The sequence below is a fragment of the Rhizorhabdus wittichii genome (assembly GCF_017607425.1).
GTDB lineage: Bacteria > Pseudomonadota > Alphaproteobacteria > Sphingomonadales > Sphingomonadaceae > Rhizorhabdus > Rhizorhabdus wittichii.
In genome coordinates this window covers 2,624,632-2,644,408 of the sequence record NZ_CP059319.1, presented here as the reverse complement: position 1 = coordinate 2,644,408, position 19,777 = coordinate 2,624,632, and the positions used below count along the sequence as shown (strand labels likewise).

The 19,777-nt window shown below is 68.9% G+C and carries 18 protein-coding genes; 6 read left to right on the top strand and 12 right to left on the bottom strand.

The genetic code is table 11. The features are described from left to right. Positions 1 to 9: 9 nt before the first annotated feature. From HRJ34_RS12450 to HRJ34_RS12440, 3 genes are all read right to left on the bottom strand, one after another. Positions 10 to 924 carry an alpha/beta fold hydrolase gene (locus HRJ34_RS12450; protein ID WP_208634238.1) on the bottom strand — a complete coding sequence of 305 codons (915 nt, stop codon included), beginning with the start codon at positions 922 to 924 and terminating at the stop codon, positions 10 to 12. 118 nt (positions 925 to 1,042) lie between these two features. Further along, entirely contained in the window at positions 1,043 to 2,083 is a 1,041-nt protein-coding gene (locus HRJ34_RS12445; protein WP_012050043.1) for a helix-turn-helix transcriptional regulator, read from the bottom strand. Positions 2,084 to 2,153: 70 nt separating this feature from the next. Further along, positions 2,154 to 3,716 (bottom strand): ATP-binding protein, encoded by a 1,563-nt coding sequence (locus tag HRJ34_RS12440; RefSeq protein WP_208634237.1) that lies wholly within the window; start codon positions 3,714 to 3,716, stop codon positions 2,154 to 2,156. 169 nt (positions 3,717 to 3,885) lie between these two features. Here HRJ34_RS12440 and HRJ34_RS12435 point away from each other — a divergent pair, with 169 nt between their 5' ends. Further along, positions 3,886 to 6,804 carry a porin family protein gene (locus HRJ34_RS12435; RefSeq protein ID WP_226949173.1) on the top strand — a complete coding sequence of 973 codons (2,919 nt, stop codon included), beginning with the start codon at positions 3,886 to 3,888 and terminating at the stop codon, positions 6,802 to 6,804. Then, positions 6,729 to 8,570 (top strand): radical SAM protein, encoded by a 1,842-nt coding sequence (locus HRJ34_RS12430; RefSeq protein ID WP_208634236.1) that lies wholly within the window; start codon positions 6,729 to 6,731, stop codon positions 8,568 to 8,570. Before HRJ34_RS12435 ends, HRJ34_RS12430 begins: the two co-directional genes overlap by 76 nt. A 9-nt stretch (positions 8,571 to 8,579) precedes the next feature. Here the strand turns inward: HRJ34_RS12430 and fahA are convergent, their stop codons facing one another. Genes fahA through hppD form a run of 3 tightly spaced genes read right to left on the bottom strand, consistent with a single transcriptional unit; the run spans position 8,580 to position 12,257 of the window. Next, positions 8,580 to 9,860: a fumarylacetoacetase gene (fahA, locus tag HRJ34_RS12425; RefSeq protein WP_208634235.1), complete on the bottom strand. Its 1,281-nt coding sequence runs from the start codon at positions 9,858 to 9,860 to the stop codon at positions 8,580 to 8,582. Beyond that, positions 9,857 to 11,134, bottom strand: coding sequence for a homogentisate 1,2-dioxygenase (hmgA, locus tag HRJ34_RS12420; protein ID WP_041379793.1), 1,278 nt, complete (start codon positions 11,132 to 11,134; stop codon positions 9,857 to 9,859). The genes fahA and hmgA overlap by 4 nt, the downstream gene beginning before the upstream one ends. A 43-nt stretch (positions 11,135 to 11,177) precedes the next feature. After that, positions 11,178 to 12,257, bottom strand: coding sequence for a 4-hydroxyphenylpyruvate dioxygenase (hppD, locus tag HRJ34_RS12415; RefSeq protein ID WP_029548910.1), 1,080 nt, complete (start codon positions 12,255 to 12,257; stop codon positions 11,178 to 11,180). Positions 12,258 to 12,333: 76 nt separating this feature from the next. Between hppD and HRJ34_RS12410 the strand changes: the two genes are divergently transcribed. After that, entirely contained in the window at positions 12,334 to 12,786 is a 453-nt protein-coding gene (locus tag HRJ34_RS12410) for a MarR family winged helix-turn-helix transcriptional regulator (protein WP_016746603.1), read from the top strand. A 151-nt stretch (positions 12,787 to 12,937) separates the two neighbouring features. On the opposite strand, the gene HRJ34_RS29460 is transcribed toward HRJ34_RS12410, so the two are convergent. Together HRJ34_RS29460 and HRJ34_RS12400 are read right to left on the bottom strand one after the other, a co-directional pair. Continuing rightward, a complete protein-coding gene (locus HRJ34_RS29460; RefSeq protein WP_264319430.1) occupies positions 12,938 to 13,072 on the bottom strand; it encodes an RcnB family protein in 135 nt (44 codons plus the stop codon). Positions 13,073 to 14,019: 947 nt separating this feature from the next. Next, positions 14,020 to 14,565 (bottom strand): (2Fe-2S)-binding protein, encoded by a 546-nt coding sequence (locus HRJ34_RS12400; RefSeq protein ID WP_012050052.1) that lies wholly within the window; start codon positions 14,563 to 14,565, stop codon positions 14,020 to 14,022. Between the two features lie 208 nt (positions 14,566 to 14,773). Here HRJ34_RS12400 and rpsU point away from each other — a divergent pair, with 208 nt between their 5' ends. Then, positions 14,774 to 14,980, top strand: a complete 207-nt coding sequence (rpsU, locus tag HRJ34_RS12395; RefSeq protein WP_029548939.1) for a 30S ribosomal protein S21 — start codon at positions 14,774 to 14,776, stop codon at positions 14,978 to 14,980. A 76-nt stretch (positions 14,981 to 15,056) separates the two neighbouring features. Further along, positions 15,057 to 15,626 carry an FKBP-type peptidyl-prolyl cis-trans isomerase gene (locus HRJ34_RS12390; RefSeq protein ID WP_012050054.1) on the top strand — a complete coding sequence of 190 codons (570 nt, stop codon included), beginning with the start codon at positions 15,057 to 15,059 and terminating at the stop codon, positions 15,624 to 15,626. A 306-nt stretch (positions 15,627 to 15,932) separates the two neighbouring features. On the opposite strand, the gene lepB is transcribed toward HRJ34_RS12390, so the two are convergent. Genes lepB through pyrE form a run of 4 tightly spaced genes read right to left on the bottom strand, consistent with a single transcriptional unit; the run spans position 15,933 to position 18,572 of the window. Further along, positions 15,933 to 16,805, bottom strand: coding sequence for a signal peptidase I (lepB, locus tag HRJ34_RS12385; protein WP_012050055.1), 873 nt, complete (start codon positions 16,803 to 16,805; stop codon positions 15,933 to 15,935). A 36-nt stretch (positions 16,806 to 16,841) separates the two neighbouring features. Continuing rightward, positions 16,842 to 17,243 carry a holo-ACP synthase gene (gene acpS, locus HRJ34_RS12380; RefSeq protein WP_208634234.1) on the bottom strand — a complete coding sequence of 134 codons (402 nt, stop codon included), beginning with the start codon at positions 17,241 to 17,243 and terminating at the stop codon, positions 16,842 to 16,844. Positions 17,244 to 17,259: 16 nt separating this feature from the next. Then, positions 17,260 to 17,985, bottom strand: coding sequence for a pyridoxine 5'-phosphate synthase (locus tag HRJ34_RS12375; RefSeq protein ID WP_012050057.1), 726 nt, complete (start codon positions 17,983 to 17,985; stop codon positions 17,260 to 17,262). After that, on the bottom strand, positions 17,982 to 18,572 hold the full coding sequence (gene pyrE, locus HRJ34_RS12370) for an orotate phosphoribosyltransferase (protein ID WP_029548940.1): 591 nt from the start codon (positions 18,570 to 18,572) through the stop codon (positions 17,982 to 17,984). The genes HRJ34_RS12375 and pyrE overlap by 4 nt, the downstream gene beginning before the upstream one ends. Positions 18,573 to 18,763: 191 nt before the next feature. Between pyrE and coxB the strand changes: the two genes are divergently transcribed. Next, complete coding sequence (gene coxB, locus HRJ34_RS12365; RefSeq protein WP_208634233.1) at positions 18,764 to 19,777, top strand: cytochrome c oxidase subunit II; 1,014 nt, start codon at positions 18,764 to 18,766, stop codon at positions 19,775 to 19,777.

The window sequence follows — 19,777 nt, the reverse complement described above, 5'->3', positions numbered from 1 at the left end:
TCTCCCTGTTCATTTGCTGTCGTTCAGAAAAGCGCGGACGTCGGCGATGCTGGCGGCGCTGGCCTCCTCCTGCGGGGCGTGGCCGACATCGTCGTAGATGATGAGCTTCGATCCCTTGATCGCGGCGGCGAGCTGATCGGCCTGGGCGACCGGGATCACCTTGTCGGCGCGGCCCCAGAGGATCAGCGTCGGCGCCGTGATCCGGCCGAGCGGGCCCTGCGGATCTGGCAGGGTGAACTGTTCGAGATGCGCGACCAGCGCCGGGCCGTTGCGGGCGATCATGGTCTGCATCAGCACCAGCCGGTCGGGCGTCAGCCGCTCGGGATGGGCGAAGATCGTCCCGGCCGAGAAGGCGACCGCCGCCGGCTTGGGATCGAGCAGATAGCCGCGCATGACGTCGGGGACGGGCACCGGCTTCTCGGTGACGCCGTTGATCGAATAGGCGGCGCTGTCGACCAGGATCAGGCGATCGACCCGGCGCGGATGGGCGACAGCGAAGTTCCAGGCGACGAGCCCGCCGAAGCTGTTGCCGGCGATCGTCGCATGGGCGACGCCCAGCCGGTCGAGCAGCTTGCCGAGCTGCCGCACCCGCGCCGCCGTGCCGTACCGGCCGCGTGGGTCGGGGGTGCTCAGTCCATGGCCGGCGAGGTCGAAGCGGATCACGCGATGGTCGCGGGCGAGGTCGGCGGCCCAGCCGTCCCAGCTTTCCAGGCTGAAGGTGAAGCCGTGGATCAGGACGATCGGCGGCGCGCTGCGCGGGCCTTCCTCGCGCACCCGGAAGCGGATGCCCTCGACCATGACGAAACGGTCCGCCGCCGCGGGGGATCGGGACGCGGCGGCGGGGGCCTCGACCGATGCCATCGCGGGGAAGGCGGGCATCGTCGCGGCAAGCAGCAGGGTCGATATCAGGCGATGGCGAACCATCAGGCGTTCCGCTCCCAATCGTGCCGCGCTCCGGCGCGGCTTCCGTCAGTCTCAAGGATAGGGAGGCGGCTTTCGCTGTCGATGACGGTTCGGATCAGATTCGGTGGGACAAATTCGCTCAGTCGGTGCTGCGGCGATAGTCCCCCGGCGCGACGCCGTTCCACTGGCGGAAGGCGCGCGCGAAGCTGCGTCCGTCCGAGAAGCCGAGGGTTTCGGCGATGTCGGCGATGCTGCCGCCGTCCTCCAGCGCCGCCCGCGCGATGCTGTTCAGATAGCGCGCGCGCAGGTCGCGGAAGGCGAGCCCGGCCTCGGCGAGCCGGCGGCGGAGCGAGGCGACGCTCATCCCCAGCGCCGACGCGACTTCGGCCTGGTCGAGCCGCCCGCGCGCCAGCTCGCGCTCGACCCGGCCGATGACGTCGGGCGCGTCCGCCGCGACCGGCCCGATCCGGTCGAGCATGTCGGCGACCCCGCCATAGATGGTGCGCGCCGACAGCACCGGGCTCTGCGCCGGGGCGACGCCGACGCCTTCGAGCGCCGCGTCATAGTCGAGCCCGAACAGGCCGGCCGAGGCCTTCACCGGCACGCCGAGGAAGGCGAGGTGGCTGCGGCCGGCGGCGGGGCCGCGGGTGCGGACCGAACGGAGCGGGATCGGCCCGGCGCCCGGCGCGAGCGACAGCAGCAGGACATGGACGTAGACGAGCAGGCATTCGAGCGAGAGGATGACGAAGGCGTCGTCCGGGTCGAACGCATAGGGGAAGTCGGCGTCGTCGATCGCGTAGCTGATCAACGGCCCGCGCCGCTGGACCTGGTTGTAGCGATGGCCGTGGATGATGTTGTAGCTGTTGGCCAGCACCTCCATCACTTCCGCCATCGTCGTGCAGCCGCGCAGCCGGGCCTGGACCAGCTCGGACGTGCCGACCATCAGCGGCCGCAGCGAGACATGGCAGCTCTCGTCGCCGCCGAGCAGCGCCATCTGTTCGCAGATGCGGAAATAGTCGGACAGGCGCAGCGCGCCGTTTCCCGGCCCCGCGAACAGGTCGGTCGGGAGGCCCGCGCGCCGCAGGACATGTGCCGGGGCGAGTCCGGCCGCTTCCATGACGCCGAGCAGAGGGCGGACCGCGTCGACGGTCAGCGATGGAAAGGGAGCGGGGGGACTCACGGGCGCGACTCTGTCGCCGCGACGGCCGGCAATCAAGGTCGCGTATCTACGGGGGAAGGGGAGGCCGCCGTCAGGCGACCATTGCCGACTGGAGCGCCTGGACCAGCGTGTTGGGCGAGAAGGGCTTGCGCAGCACGATCGCGCGGTCGCCCAGAACCGCGTCGATCGCGTCGGACTGGGCGAAGCCGGTGGCGAAGACGATCCTGAGGTCGGGCCACCGCTGGAGCGCGGCGCGCGCCACCTCCGCCCCGTTCATGCCGGGCATGGCGAAGTCGAGCAGGATCGCCGTCGGTATCTCGCGCTCGATCATCGCCAGCGCGCGTTCGCCATTCTCGGCGGTCCGCACCGTGCAGCCGAGGTCGACGAGCATGTCGGCGACGACCTCGCGCACGATCGGCTCGTCGTCGACGACGAGGACGTTGAGGCCGGCGATCGTCTCGGCGGCGTCGGACGCCGCGCTGCGCGGCGCGGCCTCGTCCTCGGCGACCTCCTCGACGGCGCGCAGGAAGATCGTCACCGTGCTGCCCCGGCCGGGCCGCGAGTCGATCGCGACGGTGCCGCCGCTCTGGCGCGCCATGCCGAACACCATGCTCAGCCCCAGCCCCGATCCGCGGCCGACCGGCTTGGTGGTGAAGAAAGGCTCGAACACGCGGGCCAGCACCTCGGGCGTCATCCCGCTTCCGGTGTCGGCAACGGTGATGCCGACATAGTCGCCGTCGGGCACGTCGTCGCGGCCTTCCAGCCGCTGCCGGTCGAGCGCGATCGTCAGCCGCCCGCCGTCGGGCATCGCGTCGCGCGCGTTGATCGCCAGGTTGAGCAGGGCGAGCTCGAGCTGGACCGGATCGGCCATCACCGCCTCGGGGACGTCTTCGACGTCGAAGTCGAGCAGGATCGCGGGCTCGATCGTCCGCGACAGCAATTCGCGCAACCCGGCCAATATATCGGCGATCCGGGTCGGCCGCAGCTCGATGCGCTGGATGCGCGAGAAGGACAGGAGCTGGCTGGTCAGGCGGCGGCCCCGTTCGATCGCCGAGATCGCCGCGCCGCAGAGATGCTGGATGCGCTCGTCGCCGCCCGCCCGGTTGTTGATCAGGTCGAGGCTGCCCGACACGACCTGCAAAAGATTGTTGAAATCGTGCGCGATGCCGCCGGTGAGCTGGCCCATCGCCTCCATCTTGCGGGCCTGGACCAGCGCGGCCTCGGTCCGCTCGCGTTCGGCGATCTCGGCGCGCAGCGCCTTGTTGGCCTCACGCAGGCGGGCGGGCGAGGGCAGCGCGATCGCCTTGGGCAGCAGCGGCCACAGCACGATCGCGGTCAGCACCGAGGCGGCGGCGGTGATCAGCTTGAGCACCGCCTCCAGCGCATAGGCGCCGTTCCACAGGTTCCACAGCCCCACTAGATGGGTCAGTCCGCAGGCGGTGATGAACAGCGCGAACAGCCAGAAGACGCCGCCGAACGCGACGTCGCGGCGCTTGCGGACGAAGGTGACGAGCACGATCGGAATCGACAGATAGGCGAGCGCGATCAACGCGTCGGCGACCGCCATCGTCCATACCAGCCAGGGATCCCACAGCAGGCAATAGCCATGCGGGGCATAGCTGCCGCTGATGAATTCCCGGACGGTTTCGAACATCGGCGGCGGCCCCCCTCGTCGAGTGCTGTCCGCTAGTAGACGATGCGCCGACCGGTCGGAAGCGGGAACGGGTTCGTTCTGAATTTACACGGATTTCAACGCTGACATATCCGGTCAGAAATACCGGCTATGAGCCAGATCCAACATGATTCGATCAGGGGATTCGTCGGTGCGTGCGAAGGGGTTGTCCGAAACCGGACTGGTTGCGATTCTGGTTGCGCTGTGCCTGGGGACGCCGGTCGCCGCGCAGAGCCGGACGGGCGACGAGCAACTTCAGGACGAAGCCGACTATGAGGATCCGAATTCGATCCTGGTGACCGGGCAGAGCCAGCGGCAGCGCGGCGCCGCGGTCGGCGACATCCCGCCGATCCAGCAATATAATAGCGGCGACATCCGCGCCCTCGGCGTCAACTCGGTCGCCGAGCTGCTCGAGGAGCTGGCGCCGCAGACGCGCAGCGGCCAGGGGCGGGGCGGCGAGCAGCCGGTCACGCTGCTCAACGGCCGGCGCATCTCGGGCTTCCGCGAGATCCGCGACATACCGGCCGAGGCGATCGAGCGGGTCGACATCCTGCCCGAGGAGGTCGCGCTCAAATATGGCTACAGCGCCGACCAGCGGGTCGTGAACATCGTCCTGCGTCGCCGCTTCCACGCGATCACGGGCGAGCTCGAAGGCGGGATGGCGACGCGCGGCGGCGGCGAGAGCGGCCAGGCCGAGCTGAACTTCCTGCGCATCCGGCGCGACCAGCGGGTCAACCTCAACATCGAATATCAGGGCGCCGCCGCGATCACCGAGGCCGAGCGCAACCTGATCTCGCGCGGCGGCGGCCGGGCGTTCGACACTGCCGGCAACATCACCGGCATCCCGACGGGCGCCGAGATCGATCCGGCGCTGAGCGCGCTGGCGGGCGCCCCGGTGACGATCGCCGGCGTCCCCGCATCGGCCGCGAGCGGCACGCCCGCGCTCGCCGATTTCCTCGACACCGCGAACCGCGCCAACAGCACCGATGTCGGCCGCTACCGCACGATCCAGCCGAGGAGCCGGACGCTCGACGTCAACGGCGTCTATGCGCGCAACATCCTGGGCAATGTCGCGGCGACGCTCAACGCGACCCTCAACGCCACCGACAGCGATTCGCTGCGCGGCCTGCCGGGGGCCAGCCTGCGCCTGCCGGCGGGCAATCCCTACTCGCCCTTCGGGGAGGACGCGACGCTGCTGCGCTATCTGGGCACCAGCCCGCTGACCCAGGGCACCAACGGCGTGACCGGCCATCTCGGCTTCACGCTCGACAAGGACCTGGCGAAATGGCGGCTGTCGCTGACCGGCAATTACGACCATTCGCTCACGAAGACGCGGACGGTGCGCGGCTATGACGTCGGCGATCTCCAGGCGGCGCTCGACGCCGGGGACCTGTCGGTCAATCCGTTCGGGACGATCCCGGCGACGCTGCTCGACCAGCGGCTGGTCGATCGCGCGCGGGCGAAGTCGGACAGCGGCGACGTCCAGCTCGTCGCCAACGGCCCGATCGCCGAGCTGCCCGCCGGGCCGCTCAGCGCCAGCTTCAAGGCGGGGTTCAGCGCGCTCGGCCTCGACGCGACCTCGACGCGGTCGGGCGTCGCGACGTCGAGCGACCTGTCGCGCACCGACCTCAACGGCCGGGCCAGCTTCGACCTGCCCCTGACCAGCCGCAAGAACGACATCCTCGCCGCGATCGGCGACCTGTCGCTCAACGTCAATGCGGCGGTCGACCGCTATTCGGACTTCGGCACGCTGGGCAGCTACGGCTATGGCGCCAACTGGAAGCCGCGCGACGGCATCGGCCTGATCGTCTCGATGACCCAGGATCGCAACCCGCCCTCGGTCCAGCAGCTCGGCAATCCCGCCGTGCTGACCCCCGACGTCCGCACCTTCGACTATGTGCGCGGCGTCACCGTCGACATCCCCCAGCTCGGCGGCGGCAATCCCGATCTCGCCGCCGACCGGCGCCGGGTGCTGAAGATCGGCCTCACCCTGAAGCCGTTCAAGGAGGACGTCACCCTCACCGCCAATTATGTGAACAGCCGCATCCGCAACGCGATCGCGACCTTCCCCGAGGCGACGGCGGCGATCGAGGCCGCCTTCCCCGACCGCTTCACCCGCGACGCCGACGGCAACCTGCTGCGGATCGATGCCCGCCCGATCAACTTCGCGCGGCAGGACAGCAGCGAGCTGCGCTGGGGCTTCACCTTCACCAGGCGCCTCAAGACCTCCGAACGGGTGATCGAGGCGATGCGCAACAGCGCCTTCGCCCGGCGCATGGCCGAGCAGCGCGCCGCCGCGACCGCCGCGCGCGCGAGGCGGCGGGCATGCGCGGGCGGAGGCGACGGGGGGCGGGGCGCGGTCCGGGAGGAGCAGGTGGTCTGGTGGCCCCGGTGGCCCAGGCGGTTTCCGGGGCCCCGGCGGCGGCGGGCAGGGCGGGCGGCTCCAGCTTTCGGTCTTCCACACCTGGCATATCAAGGACGAGGTGCTGATCCGCCGCGGCCTGCCGGTGCTCGACCTGCTCAATGGCGATGTGATCGGATCGGGTGGCGGCACCTCGCGCCACGAGCTGGAGGCGCAGCTCACCTATGCGAACAACGGCCTCGGCGCGCGGATCACCGGCACCTGGCAGAGCGGGACGACCGTCGACGGCGGCGCCGGAGCGCCGACCGGGGACCTCCGCTTCTCGCCGGTCGCGAAGGCCAATGCGCGGCTGTTCGTGAACCTGTCGCAGATTCCCGCGCTGGTCGACAGCGGCTGGGCGCGCGGCGCGCGCATCTCGCTGAAGATCGACAATATCTTCGACACGCGGCCGCGGGTGCGCGACGCGACCGGGGCGACGCCGCTGCGCTACCAGGCCGGCTATCTCGATCCGCTCGGCCGGGTGATCAGGATCGAGTTCCGCAAGCTGATCTTCTGATCAGGCCGTTCCGGAATATTAACCATTTAACGCCATGGCTCGTGGACGAATTTCTGCCGTCTCATGAGGTCGGACCGTGCACGAGCCTTCGCCCATCACCCCGCTTGCCTTCGTCGACGAGGGCGACGCCGTCGCCGCCGCGCTGGACCTGATCGGACGGGGCGGGATCGAGGCGATTGGCGTGGCCTTCGCGGCGCTTCGCCGGGCCGGCGTCGACCCGGCCGGCGCGGAAGGCCAGCCCGTCCTGATCGAGGCGGTCTTTCATCTGCTCGAACGGCTCGAACAGGACCCGGCCGCGCCGCTCGTGCCGTCGATCGTCCTCCGGCTCGATCCGGCCGTGGCCGGTGCGGCGGCTGACCTGCTGCTCATCGCCAACTTCCCCGAAGGGTCGGGCGATCTCGCCGATCTGGGCGACGGCACCGTCCTGCTGTTCGCGGCGCTGAGGGCGGCGGCCGGCGCGCGCGGGGCAGGGCGCGAACTGCTGCGCGAGGCACAGGCCGCCCGCCCGACCGCGCGGTTCCAGGCGGCGGCGATCCAGCTCCGCTTCCTGCTCCAGGACGATGTCGACGCGGTCGTGCAGTTGCTGTTCGAGCAGATCCTCGACGGCCTCGACCATCCCGAGATCTGGTCGGCGTTGCCCGTGCTGATCGATCATTTCCCGGCGCTGGCCGACCGGATCGCCGCGCTGACCGGGGACGAGCTGGGCTTCTATACCGCGCTGTGGGGCGTGCTCGACGCGCTCTGCGTCGCGGCGGGCGGCGATATCGAGGGCGGCCTCGCGCTGCTCGAGCCGATCGCGACGGCGCACAGCCAGTCGACGATGGTCCAGGGCGCGATGTTCCACCTCCAGGCGCTGCTCGATCCGGCCAATCCGGCCTATGACCTGAGCACCCGCTTCTGCGAGACGCCGTTCGAGGTGCTCGACGTCCTCGACGGCAAGAGCCATCTCTGCTGCGCGAGCTGGCTGCCCGAATCGGTCGGCGACCTCGCCGGCCAGCCGTGGCAGGAGGTGTGGAACTCCGACAGCGCGCAGAGCATCCGCGCCAGCATCCTCGACGGCAGCTTCCGCTTCTGCAACAAGACGGCCTGCCCGAAGATCGTCGACGACCGCCTGCCGACCAAGGCGCGTCTCGCGTCCGAATCCGATCGCTGGCGCGACGTGATCGACAATTTCCGTACCCGCCTTCCCGAAGGGCCGAAGCGGGTCAACCTCGCCTATGACCAGACCTGCAACCTGTCCTGCCCGAGCTGCCGGACCGGCAAGGTCGCGGCGGATTCGGCGACGCGCGCCCGGTTCGACCGGCTGCAGGAGGAGCAGATCCTCCCGCTGCTGCGTCAGGTGAAGCTGGTCCTGGTCACCGGCTCGGGCGATCCCTTCGCCAGCAAGAATTTCCGCACCCTGCTCGAACGGCTGGGGCCGGACGACTATCCCGAGCTGCGCTTCCTGCTGATGACCAACGGCATGCTGCTGACCCCGCGCGAATGGGAGCGCTTCCCGGCGCTGCACGGGCGGACCACCTATTTGCGGATCAGCCTCGACGCCGCGACCGGGCCGACCCACGAGCTGCTGCGGCGCGGCGCGCGCTGGCCGGTGATGGAGCGCAACCTCGCCTTCGCCGGCGAGCTGCGGGCGCAGGGGATGGTCGAACGGCTCGAATTCTCGTTCACCGTCCAGGTCGACAATTATCGCGAGATGGGCGAGGCGGTCGACCTGGCGCATCGCCATGGCGCCGACAGCGTCGCCTTCACCCGGATGACCAACTGGGGCACGTTCAGCGCCGAGGACTATGCCACCAAGGCGGTGTTCATGCCGTCGCACCCGCTGCACGGCGACTTCATCGAGCGGATGCAGGACCCGCGGCTGCGCGATCCGGTCGCCGCGCTCAACGATATGAGCCCGTTCGTCCGGATCGCCTAGCTTGGCGCCTTAGCGCGCCGGCAGCACCACCGCGCGGCATTCGCCGAAGCCGATCGGCACATGGCCGTCGGCCCGCGCGGTCGCGGAGAGCAGGATCTCGTCGCCGTCCTGGAGGAAGCTGCGCTCCTCGCCGCTCGGCAGCGTCACCGGCCGGGTGCCGCCGCGCGAAATCTCCATCAGGCTGCCGCAACCGTCGTCGGTCGGGGCCGAGATGGTGCCGGTGCCCAGCAGGTCGCCCGGCTGGAGGTTGCAGCCGTTGGAGGCGTGGTGGGCGACGATCTGCGCCACCGTCCAGTACATGTTGGACGCGGGCCCCTTGCTGAGCCGGTGCGGCGGCAGGCCCTGCTCGCGCATCTTCGCGGTCAGCAGCTGGACCTCCAGTTCGATGCCCAGCGCGCCCGCTGCCTGGTCGTCCTCGTCCCACAGATAGGGGAGCGGCTTCGGATCGCCCTCGGGCCGCGCCGGCTGGGCGATGCGGAACGGCGCGAGCGCCTCGGCCGTCACCACCCAGGGGGAGATGGTCGTCTGGAAATTCTTGGCGAGGAACGGCCCGAGCGGCTGATATTCCCAGGCCTGGAAATCGCGCGCCGACCAGTCGTTGAGCAGGCAGAAGCCGGCGATGTGATCGGCCGCCTCGGCGATCGGGATCGGCTCGCCCAGCTCGTTGCCGCGGCCGATCCAGACGCCGAGCTCGAGCTCATAGTCGAGCCGCGCCGACGGGCCGACCACGGGCGCGTCGGCCTCGGGCGGCTTGCGCTGGCCCTTGGGGCGCACCAGCGGCACGCCCGAGGGGCGGATCGACGAGGCACGGCCATGATAGCCGATCGGCACATATTTATAGTTGGGGAGCAGCGGATTGTCGGGCCGGAACTGGCGGCCGATATTGTTGGCATGATGGATGCCGACATAGAAGTCGGTATAGTCGCCGATCGCCGCCGGCAGGTGCATCGTCACCGCCGAACGGTCGTGCAGATGCGGCTCCAGCGCGGGGCGATGATTCCCGTTCGAGAGCAGTTCCGACAGCTTGTGGCGCAGCGCCAGCCGCCGCTCGGCGGGCAGCGCGAACAGCGCGTTCAGCGTCGACCCGCGCAGCTCGACCGGCAGCAGCCCGGAGATCGCCGACAGGTCGAGCAGCTTGTCGCCGATCGCCACCGCCGGCCGCTTCTCGCCGTCCGCGCCGAGCGAGAAGATGCCGTAGGGCAGGTTCTGGATGGGGAAATCGGGATGGCCGTCGGCCCCCGGCACCCAGCTTTTGAGGGCCGGGTCGTGCGTTGCGTCGATCATGATCATCTGGGAAGCTTTGCCTTGGTGAAGCCCGACCAGCAATCGTCATAATCGAGCTGGGCGAGCGGGCTTTCGAGCGCGAACCGGGTCGGGCGGAGCACCGAGCGGCTTTCGAACATGAAGGCCATGGTGGCGTCGATCTTGTGCGGCTTGAGGTCGGCGGCGATCGCCGTCTCGTAGCTCGCGCGGTCGGGGCCGTGGCCCGACATGCGGTTGTGGAGCGATCCGCCGCCGGGCATGAAGCCGCCCGCCTTGGCGTCATAGGCGCCGGTGATCAGGCCCATATATTCGCTCATCACGTTGCGGTGGAACCAGGGCGGCCGGAACGTGTCCTCGGCGACCATCCAGCGCGGGGGGAAGATCACGAAGTCGCAATTGGCGGTGCCCGCCACTTCCGACGGCGAGGTCAGCACCGTGAAGATCGACGGATCGGGATGGTCGTAGCTGACCGTGCCGATCGTGTTGAAGCGGCGCAGGTCGTAGCGATAGGGTGCCAGATTGCCGTGCCAGGCGACCACGTCGAGCGGCGAATGGTCGATCGTCGTCGACCACAGCGCGCCTTCGAACTTCTGGACCAGCTCGGTCGGCTCGTCGATATCCTCGAACCAGGCGGCCGGCGTCTCGAAATCGCGCGGATTGGCGAGGCCGTTCGATCCGATCGGGCCGAGGTCGGGCAGGCGGAAGGGCGCGCCGTAATTCTCGCAGACATAGCCGCGCGCCGCGTCGCCGGTCAGCTCGACCCGGAAGCGGACGCCGCGCGGGATCACCGCGATATGGAGCGGCTCGACCTCGACCAGGCCGAGCTCGGTGGCGATCCGCAGGCCGCCCTGTTCGGGAACGATCAGCAGCTCGCCGTCGGCATTGAAGAAGACGCGGCGCTCCATCGAGCGGTTGGCGGCATAGAGATGGACGCCGATCCCGCCATTGCCGGCGATGCTGACCAGCCCGTCGATGAAGTCGGTCGGCTCGGACGGCAGCGGCAGCGGGTCCCAGCGCAGCCGGTTGGGATCGGCCGGCGCCTCGTCGAACGGACGATGGCGCAGGCCGGTCGGCCGGGTGTAGGCCTTGAACGGCGGATGGTTGGCGGCCGGACGCATCCGGTAGAGCCAGCTCCGCTTGTTCTCGGCGCGGGGCGCGGTGAAGGCGCTGCCCGAGAGCTGCTCGGCATAGAGGCCGTAGGGCACGCGCTGCGGCGAGTTGCGCCCCACCGGCAGCGCGCCGGCAACCGCTTCGGTCGCGACATGGTTGCCGAAGCCGGGAATGTAGGAACCGGTCATCATGTCCTCCGGCCTTGCGGCGGTGGAGCCGCGAGCGGGGTCGACGTCAGCCATCGACCTTCACCACGCCGCGGCGGATCTGGTCGCGCTCGATCGACTCGAACAGCGCCTTGAAATTGCCTTCGCCGAAGCCGTCATTGCCCTTGCGCTGGATGATCTCGAAGAAGATCGGGCCGACCATGTTCTCGGTGAAGATCTGCAGCAGGATGCCGCCGCCGGTCTCGGGCGCGCCGTCGATCAGGATGCCGCGCTTCTGCATCTCGGCGATGTCGTGGCCATGGCCGGGCAGGCGGGCGTCGATCCCCTCATAATAGGTGGCGGGGGTCGACTGGAAACGGATGCCGTTGGCGCGGAGCCGGTCGACCGTCTCGAAGATGTTGTCGGTCGACAGCGCCAGGTGCTGGATGCCCTCGCCCTTATATTCGCGCAGGAATTCCTCGATCTGGCTGTTCTCGTCCTGGCTCTCGTTGAGTGGGATGCGGATCTTGTCGTCGGGCGCGGTCATCGCGCGGCTGAGCAGCGCGGTCGCCTGGCCCTCGATGTCGAAATAGCGGATCTCGCGGAAGTTGAAGACCTTCTCGTAGAAGCCGGCCCAGTGATTCATGCGGCCGCGCATGACGTTGTGGGTCAGGTGGTCGAGCGTGTGCAGGCCGACCGACCGCTGGTCGCGCGCCATGCCCGCCACCGGGCGGAAATCGACGTCGTAGATCTCCTGCGCGCCATAGCGGTCGACCAAATAGAGGTTGGAGCCGCCGATCCCCTCGATCGCGGGGATGTGCAGCTCCATCGGGCCGACCGGTCCTTCGACCGGGGTCGCGCCGCGCGCGACCGCCTTTTCGAGCGCCTTGGCGGCGTCATGGACGCGGAACGCCATGGCGTTGGCGGAGGGGCCGTGCGCGGCGCGGAAGTCGGCGGCCTGGCCGCCCTTGTCCATGTTGAGGATGAAGTTGACGTCGCCCTGCTGGTAGCGGCGGACGTTCTTCGACCGGTGGTCGCCGAGATGGGTGAAGCCCATCGCCTCGAACAGCGCGGCGAGCGCCAGAGGATCGGGGCCGGTGAACTCGACGAACTCGAAACCGTCGAGGCCCAGCGGGTTGTGATGCGGTTCGATGGCGGTGTCGGTCATGGCAGCCTCTTGAGATAGTATCATTGGATACCAATACGGGTTTGAACCGATTCGTGTCAAATGATACCAACGCGCCATGTCGCAAAAGGGCCTCATCCTCGACCGCTTCATTCCCTATCGCCTGTCGGTGACGTCGAACGTCGTCAGCGACGTGATCTCGACCGCCTATGAGGCGCTGTTCGGCCTCTCGATCCCCGAATGGCGGATCGTCGCGGTGGTGGCGGAGCAGGACGGCATCACCCAGCAGGGCGTCTGCATCGCGACCCGGATGGACAAGGTGACGGTGAGCCGCGCGACGATCGCGCTGGTCGATCGCGGGCTGATCACCCGCGCGCCCAACCGGGCCGACCGGCGCTCGCGGCTGCTGGCGCTGTCGGAGGCGGGGCGGCGGCTCTACGCCGACGTCGCCCCCAAGGCGATCGAGTTCGAGGAGCGCATCTTCTCGATCTTCCCGGCCGGGGAGCTCGACCGCTTCATGGCGATGCTGCGCGCGATCGAGGAGCGGGCGCTGGAGGTCGGTACGCTCTGAGAGCGTTGCGCCTTGGATATGACCCGCTCAGCCCTCCTCAGGGTGAGCGGATAAGGTGATCCCGATTTAAGGCGCGATGCTCCAGATGCGAGTAGGGCCCGATGGCGGTGCCACCGGGCCCTTTTCGGCCACTCTCCTGCCGAACCTTCTGTCAGAAGAAGAAGGAGTAGATGATGTCGATGATCTCGCCGGTATCGGTGTCGACCAGCACCGCGTCGTCATAATAGCGGACCCAGCGATAGTCGCCATAGGCCGGCGGCAGGCGATAATACCAGGGATCGGAGATCCAGTAGCTCGAGCCGTAGAACCAGGGATCCCAGCGATAGCCGGGATACCAGCGCTGATAGCTGTAGCCCCAGCGCGGCGCGACATAGCGCGGCAGGCGATAGATGGAGCGGTTATGGTTGCGGTAGTCGCGCCAGTCGTAGCGACGATCGGTGCGCCAGTTGCGGTCCCAGCGATCATTGCCGCGCCGGTCGCGATTGGCCCAGTCGCGACGATCGCGGTCGTTCCGGTTCCAGTTGCGGTCCCGATTGCCGTCGTTGCGATCCCAGGTCCGGCCGTCGCGGTTCGAGCCCTCACGGTTCCAGTCGCGGCGGTCGCTGCTCCAGCGCTGGTCGCGGTTGGTGTCGCGGTCGCGCGTCCAGTTGCGGTCGCCCCGGTCCGGCCGGTTGGTCTGGTCGGCCCGATCGTTCCGGCCGTCGCGGTTCCAGACGCGCCGGCGATCGTCGGTGGTGGCGCCGCCGGCGGTGTCGCGATTGTCGCGGCCCCAGTTGCGCTGGCGATCGACGGATGGGGTGGCGCCCGGGTTCGTGTCGCGCGGGCGGACCGCGTCGCCGCCGCGGTTGTCGCCGCCGCGATTCCATCCGCGGTCGCCCGCCGAAGTTGCGCTGCGGCACCTGGGCGGGGCGACGCGCTGGGGGCGACGGGGGCGGGGCGTTCGACGGGGGCGGGCGCTCGACCGCGCGATTCGCTCGCGCCTGGCGGAGGCTTCGCGGCAGGGCGTCGCCGTTGATCATGGCGCCGCGGTCGCGGCCGCGCTCCTGGGCCTGAGCGACGGTCGGAAGGATGATCGCCGCCCCCAGCGCCAGTCCGATCATGGTCCTCGAAAGGTTACGCATCGGAAATACTCTCCACGCGGGCGGCATGATGCCACCCTTGTCCCCCTAATGCGCCCCGTCGACTGAGCGAAGGCTGAACCCCGCTGTCAGCAAGCAGAAAGAATCGCCCGGCTCAGCCGCCCGGCCTGGCGCCGAGCGCCGGCACCGCGCGGGCGGCGTCGGCCGGGTCGATTCCGGGCGGCGGCGCGGCGGCGATCGTCTCGCTGCCGGCCAGCACCCGGCCGGCGCGCCGGATCGCGCGGCGGACGCGCGGATAGGTGCCGCAGCGGCAGATGTTGGTCATCGCCGCGTCGATCTCCTCGTCGCTGGGATCGCGATTCTTGTCGAGCAGAGCGGCCGCCGCCATGATCATGCCCGACTGGCAATAGCCGCACTGGGGCAGGTTCTCGGCCACCCAGGCCTGCTGGACGGGGTGGCCGCGGTCGCGCGACAGCGCCTCGATCGTGGTGACGAAGCTGCCCTCGATCGATCCGATCGGGACCTGGCAGGATCGCACCGGCTGGCCGTCGATATGGACGGTGCAGGCACCGCACAGCCCGGCGCCGCAGCCATATTTGGTGCCGGTGAGATTGGAAGCGTCGCGCAGCGCCCACAGCAGCGGGGTCGCGGGATCCATCCGGTAATGCACCGGCTGGCCGTTGACGGTGAACCTTGTCATGCCTCGTCATACCGCGAAGGCGGAACGGGTGCAGCGGAAAAAATTCCTCTAATGCTTGAAGAATCGCGGCCGCGTTGGTAGGGGCGGCACTTCACGGCGCGGAAAGGGTTTTCGCGACGACACGCTTTTTTGCGTTGTAGCTGGAGACACCGTCGGATCGGCGGCGTGGATGGCTCGCTCCGCAAATGATTGGAGAATTGGTTTTTTTATGCAGATCATCGTTCGCGACAACAATGTCGATCAGGCCCTCCGCGCGCTCAAGAAGAAGCTGCAGCGCGAAGGCGTGTATCGCGAGATGAAGCTGCGTCGCCACTATGAGAAGCCGTCGGAGAAGCGCGCCCGCGAGCGCGCCGCCGCGATCCGCCGCGCCCGCAAGCTGGAGCGCAAGCGGATGGAGCGTGACGGCGTCCGTTAAGGCGTACCGGCGTATTCGCGGCCCGGTTCCGCCGGGCCACCGCAGTTTCATCATGGCCTGAGAAAGCGACACGCCCATGTCCGAGGTAACCGCCGTCCCCCTTCGTCCGATCACGAAGGGTTCGCTGACCAAGCTCTGGCTGGGCATTGCGGCGGTGGTCGTCATCGGCATCGGCGCCGCCTATGTCGGCACCTCGCGGCAGGTGGCGATGGCTATGACGCCCGACGAGTTCCTCGCCGCGAACAAGGGCGGCGACGTCGTCGAGACGCCCTCGGGCCTGCAATATGAAGTGCTGCGCGAAGGCAGCGGCCCCAAGGCGACGGCGAGCGACATCGTCCTCGTCGAATATGAGGGCCGCCTCGCCAATGGCGAGGTGTTCGATTCGAGCGCGCGCCACGGCGGCCCGCAGCCGATGCCGCTCCAGGGCATGATCCCGGGCTGGACCGAAGGGCTCCAGCTGATGAACGCGGGCTCCAAATATCGTTTCTGGATGAAGCCGGACCTCGGCTTCGGTCCGGTCGGCGTCCCCGGCAAGATTCCGGGCGACGCGCTGGTGATCTTCGATGTCACGGTCAAGGAGGTCCTGCCGCCGCAGGGCTTCGGCATGGGCGGCGGCGGCATGCCCCCCGGCCATGGCGGCATGTAGCCGCGCCGGCATCACCGCATAGGAGAGGAAGGGGTCGCAGCGATGCGGCCCCTTTCTTTTTGGAGGCCATATCCTCCATCGTCATGCTGAACTTGTTTCAGCATCCACCGGGAGGTCGGGTCCTTTCGCTTCGGTTCCTGCATCGGCGGGCCGGGACTGTCTCCCGACCAGCCCAAGCGGCCCGGTGGATGCTGAAACAAGTTCAGCATGACGGCGGGGAGTGGGGAGGGCGCCTTTCTTCCAGGCAACGAAAAACCGCGCGGCGATCGACTCGCCGCGCGGTCTTTCATCGTCCGGGGGTGTGGTTCAGCGGCTTTCCTGCGGGTGGAGGCTGGTGCCCGCCCGGCCGCCGCGCAGCGCGGTGAACCAGGTCAGCGGGTTCCACAGCTTGGTTGTGCCGTCGAGCGAGAAGGTGATGAACTCGGCGCGGCCGCCGATATTCTCGAACGGCACCGGGCCGTCGAGCCCGTTGCGATAGGCGGGAACGCGGCTGTCGGCCGACTGGTCGCGGTTGTCGCCCATCACGAAGATATGATCGGCCGGGATGGTGATCGCCGGATAATCGTCGATCTCGGGCATGTAGCCCAGGTCGATCGTGTCGTAGCTGCGGCCGTTGGGCAGCGTCTCGCGGAAGCGCGGCAGCGCGCAGTAGAGCTTGCCGTCGGGGCCGGTCACGCGGAACTGGGCCACCTCGGGCTGGTTGCACGGCACATTGGCGTCGACCGCGATCATCGCCGGGCTCTCGGGCGTGCGCTTCACCGGCACGCCGTTGATCACCACCACGCCGCCGCGCACCTCGAGCCGGTCGCCCGGCAGGCCGATGACGCGCTTGATGAAGTCGGTGTCGGCCTGCGGCGGCTTGAGGATGACGATGTCGCCCCGCTCGGGCAGGCGCCCGAACAGCCGGCCGTGGATGAACGGCAGGACGTGGAAGCTGGGCGATACATAGGACCAGCCATAGGGATATTTGGTGACCACCAGCCGGTCGCCGGTGATCAGCGTCGGCATCATCGATTCGGACGGGATGTAGAAGGGCTTGGCGATGAAGCTGTGGAAGCCGAGCACCGCCAGGATCAGCCAGAAGATGCCGCGCGCCTCCGCCCACCAGTCGGTGGCCGGCTTGGGGGCCTTCGCCGCCGGTTCGGCCGGCGCGGCAGGCGCGTCACTCGCATTGTCCATATCGTCACTCGGCCGATCGCTCACGCGATCCCCTCCTCACAGCGGGCGCGCATACAGGATCACGAACGCCTGCGCCCAGGGATGATCGTCCGTCATCGTCAAATGTACATCCACCGCGTGGCCCGGCGGCGTGAGCGCGTCAAGCCTTGCCTTGGCCCCGCCGGTCAAAACCAGGGTAGGGGCGCCGCTCGGCAGGTTGGCGACGCCGATGTCCTTCATGAACACGCCGGCCCTGAAGCCGGTGCCCACCGCCTTGGAGAAGGCCTCCTTCGCCGCGAATCGCTTCGCATAGGTGGCGGCGCGGGTCAGCGCCCGGCGCTCCGCCTTGGCGCGCTCGACATCGGTGAACACCCGGACGACGAAGCGCTCGCCGAACCGGTCGAGCGATTTCTGGATCCGCTCGATGTTGCAGAGGTCGGAGCCGATGCCGATGATCACGACGGTTCCCCGCTGCTCACCGCGCCTCGTCCATGAGCTGGCGCATGCGGCGGACCACCGGGGCGAGCCCGTCGAAGATCGCCTCGCCGATCAGGAAATGGCCGATGTTGAGCTCGGCGATCTGCGGGATGGCGGCGATTGGGACGACATTGTCGAAGGTCAGGCCATGGCCGGCATGCGGCTCGATGCCGTTCTTTGCGGCGAGCGCGGCGGCGTCGGCGATGCGGCGAAGCTCGGTCGCGCGCTCCTCGCCCTCGGCATGGGCGTAGCGGCCGGTGTGGAACTCGACCACCGGCGCGCGCAGCGACACCGCCGCCTCGATCTGGCGGGGGGTCGGCTCGATGAACAGGCTGACCCGGATGCCGGCGTCGCTCAGCTTCGCGATCAGCGGCTTGAGGTGGTTGTGCTGGCCGGCGGCGTCGAGGCCGCCCTCGGTCGTCACCTCCTCGCGCCGCTCGGGAACGATGCAGGCGGCGTGCGGGCGGTGGCGCAGCGCGATCGCCAGCATCTCCTCGGTCGCGGCCATCTCCAGGTTGATCGGCAGCGCGATGCCGCCGATCAGCCGGCCGATATCGTCGTCCATGATGTGGCGGCGATCCTCGCGCAGATGCGCGGTGATGCCGTCGGCGCCGGCCTCGCTCGCGATCTCGGCGGCGCGGATCGGATCGGGATGGAGGCCGCCCCGGGCGTTCCGGATGGTGGCGACATGGTCGATGTTGACCCCGAGGCGCAGCCTGCTCACGCCGCGACGGCCGCCCGGCTGCCGGGCTTCACCGCCGGGATCGCCGCCAGCTCGGGGGGCAGGGACTCGGGCTGGTAGGTCGGCACGTCGAGTCGGATCAGCGGATAGAAGGGGACGCCCAGATCGGCGGTGCCGTTCGACCGGTCGACCAGCGCGGCGGCGGCGATCACCTGGCCGCCGGCCTCCTCCACCGCCTTGATCGCCTCGCGCGACGACAGGCCGGTGGTGACGACGTCCTCCATCAGCAGCACCTTCTGCCCCGGCTCGAGCCGGAAGCCGCGGCGCAGGTGGAAGACGCCGTCGGGCCGCTCGACGAACATCGCGTCGAGGCCGAGCGCGCGGCCCATCTCATGTCCCGCGATCACCCCGCCCATCGCCGGGGAGACGACCGCGCCGAGCTGGATCTTCAGCTTGTCGGGGATTTTGAAGGCCAGCGCCTCGGCCAGACGCGCCGCGCGCGCAGGGTTCATCAGGACGCGGGCGCACTGGAGATATCGCGAACTGCGCAGCCCCGAGGAGAGGATGAAATGCCCCTCCAGCAGCGCTTCCGCTGCCCGAAATTCGGCGAGTACCTGTTCGTCCGTCATCATCTGGATCCCGATTCACGCTGCCGCTGCGCAGCATCCGCCCAGATAGAGAGAGTATATATTCGCTTCAACCGCTTGCATTCAGCGCCAAGCGGTGCTTGAGGCACAGGCGAGCCGCGCCTATAAGGCGCTCGAATTCGTAGGGCCCGATAACAGGCAGGCGTGGAATCACCGCGCTTCACGGGGGTAAGATGAAGACGTTGAAGACTATCATGATGGCGCTTTCGCTGGCGGCCATTCCGGTGGCGGTCCAGGCTCAGGAAGCCGCTCCGGCTCCCGCAGCGCCCGCCGCGGCGGCCCCGGCAGCCGAGGCCGCGCCGGCCGCTCCCGCCTTCCAGCATCGCGCTCCCGAAGCCGATATCGGCCAGCCGATCCCCGGCGGCATCAAGCCCCAGCCGCAGGTGACCAAGGTCGGCCAGGACGCCGAGTGGCTGCACAACAGCCTGCTGATGCCGATCATCACGGTCATCTCGATCTTCGTCCTGATCCTCATCGGCTATGTGGTGATTCGGTTCCGCGCCAAGGCCAACCCGGTCCCGTCGAAGACCTCGCACAACACGCTGATCGAGATCGTCTGGACGCTCGTCCCGGTCCTGATCCTGCTGGTGATCGCGGTCCCGTCGATCCGGCTGCTCGCGCATCAATATGCGCAGCCCAAGCCGGACCTGACGATCAAGGTGATCGGCAACCAGTGGTACTGGACCTATCAATATCCGGACAACGGCGATTTCGAGCTGGTCTCGAACATGCTGCCCGACGCCGAAGCCAAGAAGCGCGGCGAGCCCCGCATGCTGGCGGTCGACGAGCGGGTCGTGGTTCCGGTCGACGCCGTGGTCAAGGTCATCGTCACCTCGAACGACGTGATCCATAGCTGGGCGGTTCCCGCCTTCTGGACCAAGATGGACGCCGTCCCCGGCCGCCTGAACGAGACTTGGTTCAAGGCCGAGCGCGAAGGCCTCTATTACGGCCAGTGCTCGGAACTGTGCGGCGCGCGCCACGGCTTCATGCCGATCGCGGTCGAGGTCGTCTCGAAGGACAAGTTCGCCGAGTGGGTGCACTCGAAGGGCGGCAAGATGCCGGGCGAGGAAGCCGCCGCTGCACCGTCCGCCGCGCCCGAGGCTGCGACTCCCGCTCCGGCGGCCGACGCGGCCGCGCCCGGCACCGCCGCGCCCGCCACGTCCCAGCCTGCGACCGCGCAGAACTAA

What these genes read in the sequence shown, in the direction of transcription:
- HRJ34_RS12450 (WP_208634238.1), bottom strand. Translation starts at nt 924, where the DNA reads ATGGTTCGCCATCGCCTGATATCGACCCTGCTGCTTGCCGCGACGATG.
- HRJ34_RS12440 (WP_208634237.1), bottom strand. Translation starts at nt 3,716, where the DNA reads ATGTTCGAAACCGTCCGGGAATTCATCAGCGGCAGCTATGCCCCGCAT.
- fahA (WP_208634235.1), bottom strand. Translation starts at nt 9,860, where the DNA reads ATGATCATGATCGACGCAACGCACGACCCGGCCCTCAAAAGCTGGGTG.
- hmgA (WP_041379793.1), bottom strand. Translation starts at nt 11,134, where the DNA reads ATGATGACCGGTTCCTACATTCCCGGCTTCGGCAACCATGTCGCGACC.
- hppD (WP_029548910.1), bottom strand. Translation starts at nt 12,257, where the DNA reads ATGACCGACACCGCCATCGAACCGCATCACAACCCGCTGGGCCTCGAC.
- HRJ34_RS12410 (WP_016746603.1), top strand. Translation starts at nt 12,334, where the DNA reads ATGTCGCAAAAGGGCCTCATCCTCGACCGCTTCATTCCCTATCGCCTG.
- HRJ34_RS12400 (WP_012050052.1), bottom strand. Translation starts at nt 14,565, where the DNA reads ATGACAAGGTTCACCGTCAACGGCCAGCCGGTGCATTACCGGATGGAT.
- rpsU (WP_029548939.1), top strand. Translation starts at nt 14,774, where the DNA reads ATGCAGATCATCGTTCGCGACAACAATGTCGATCAGGCCCTCCGCGCG.
- HRJ34_RS12390 (WP_012050054.1), top strand. Translation starts at nt 15,057, where the DNA reads ATGTCCGAGGTAACCGCCGTCCCCCTTCGTCCGATCACGAAGGGTTCG.
- lepB (WP_012050055.1), bottom strand. Translation starts at nt 16,805, where the DNA reads ATGGACAATGCGAGTGACGCGCCTGCCGCGCCGGCCGAACCGGCGGCG.
- pyrE (WP_029548940.1), bottom strand. Translation starts at nt 18,572, where the DNA reads ATGACGGACGAACAGGTACTCGCCGAATTTCGGGCAGCGGAAGCGCTG.
- coxB (WP_208634233.1), top strand. Translation starts at nt 18,764, where the DNA reads ATGAAGACGTTGAAGACTATCATGATGGCGCTTTCGCTGGCGGCCATT.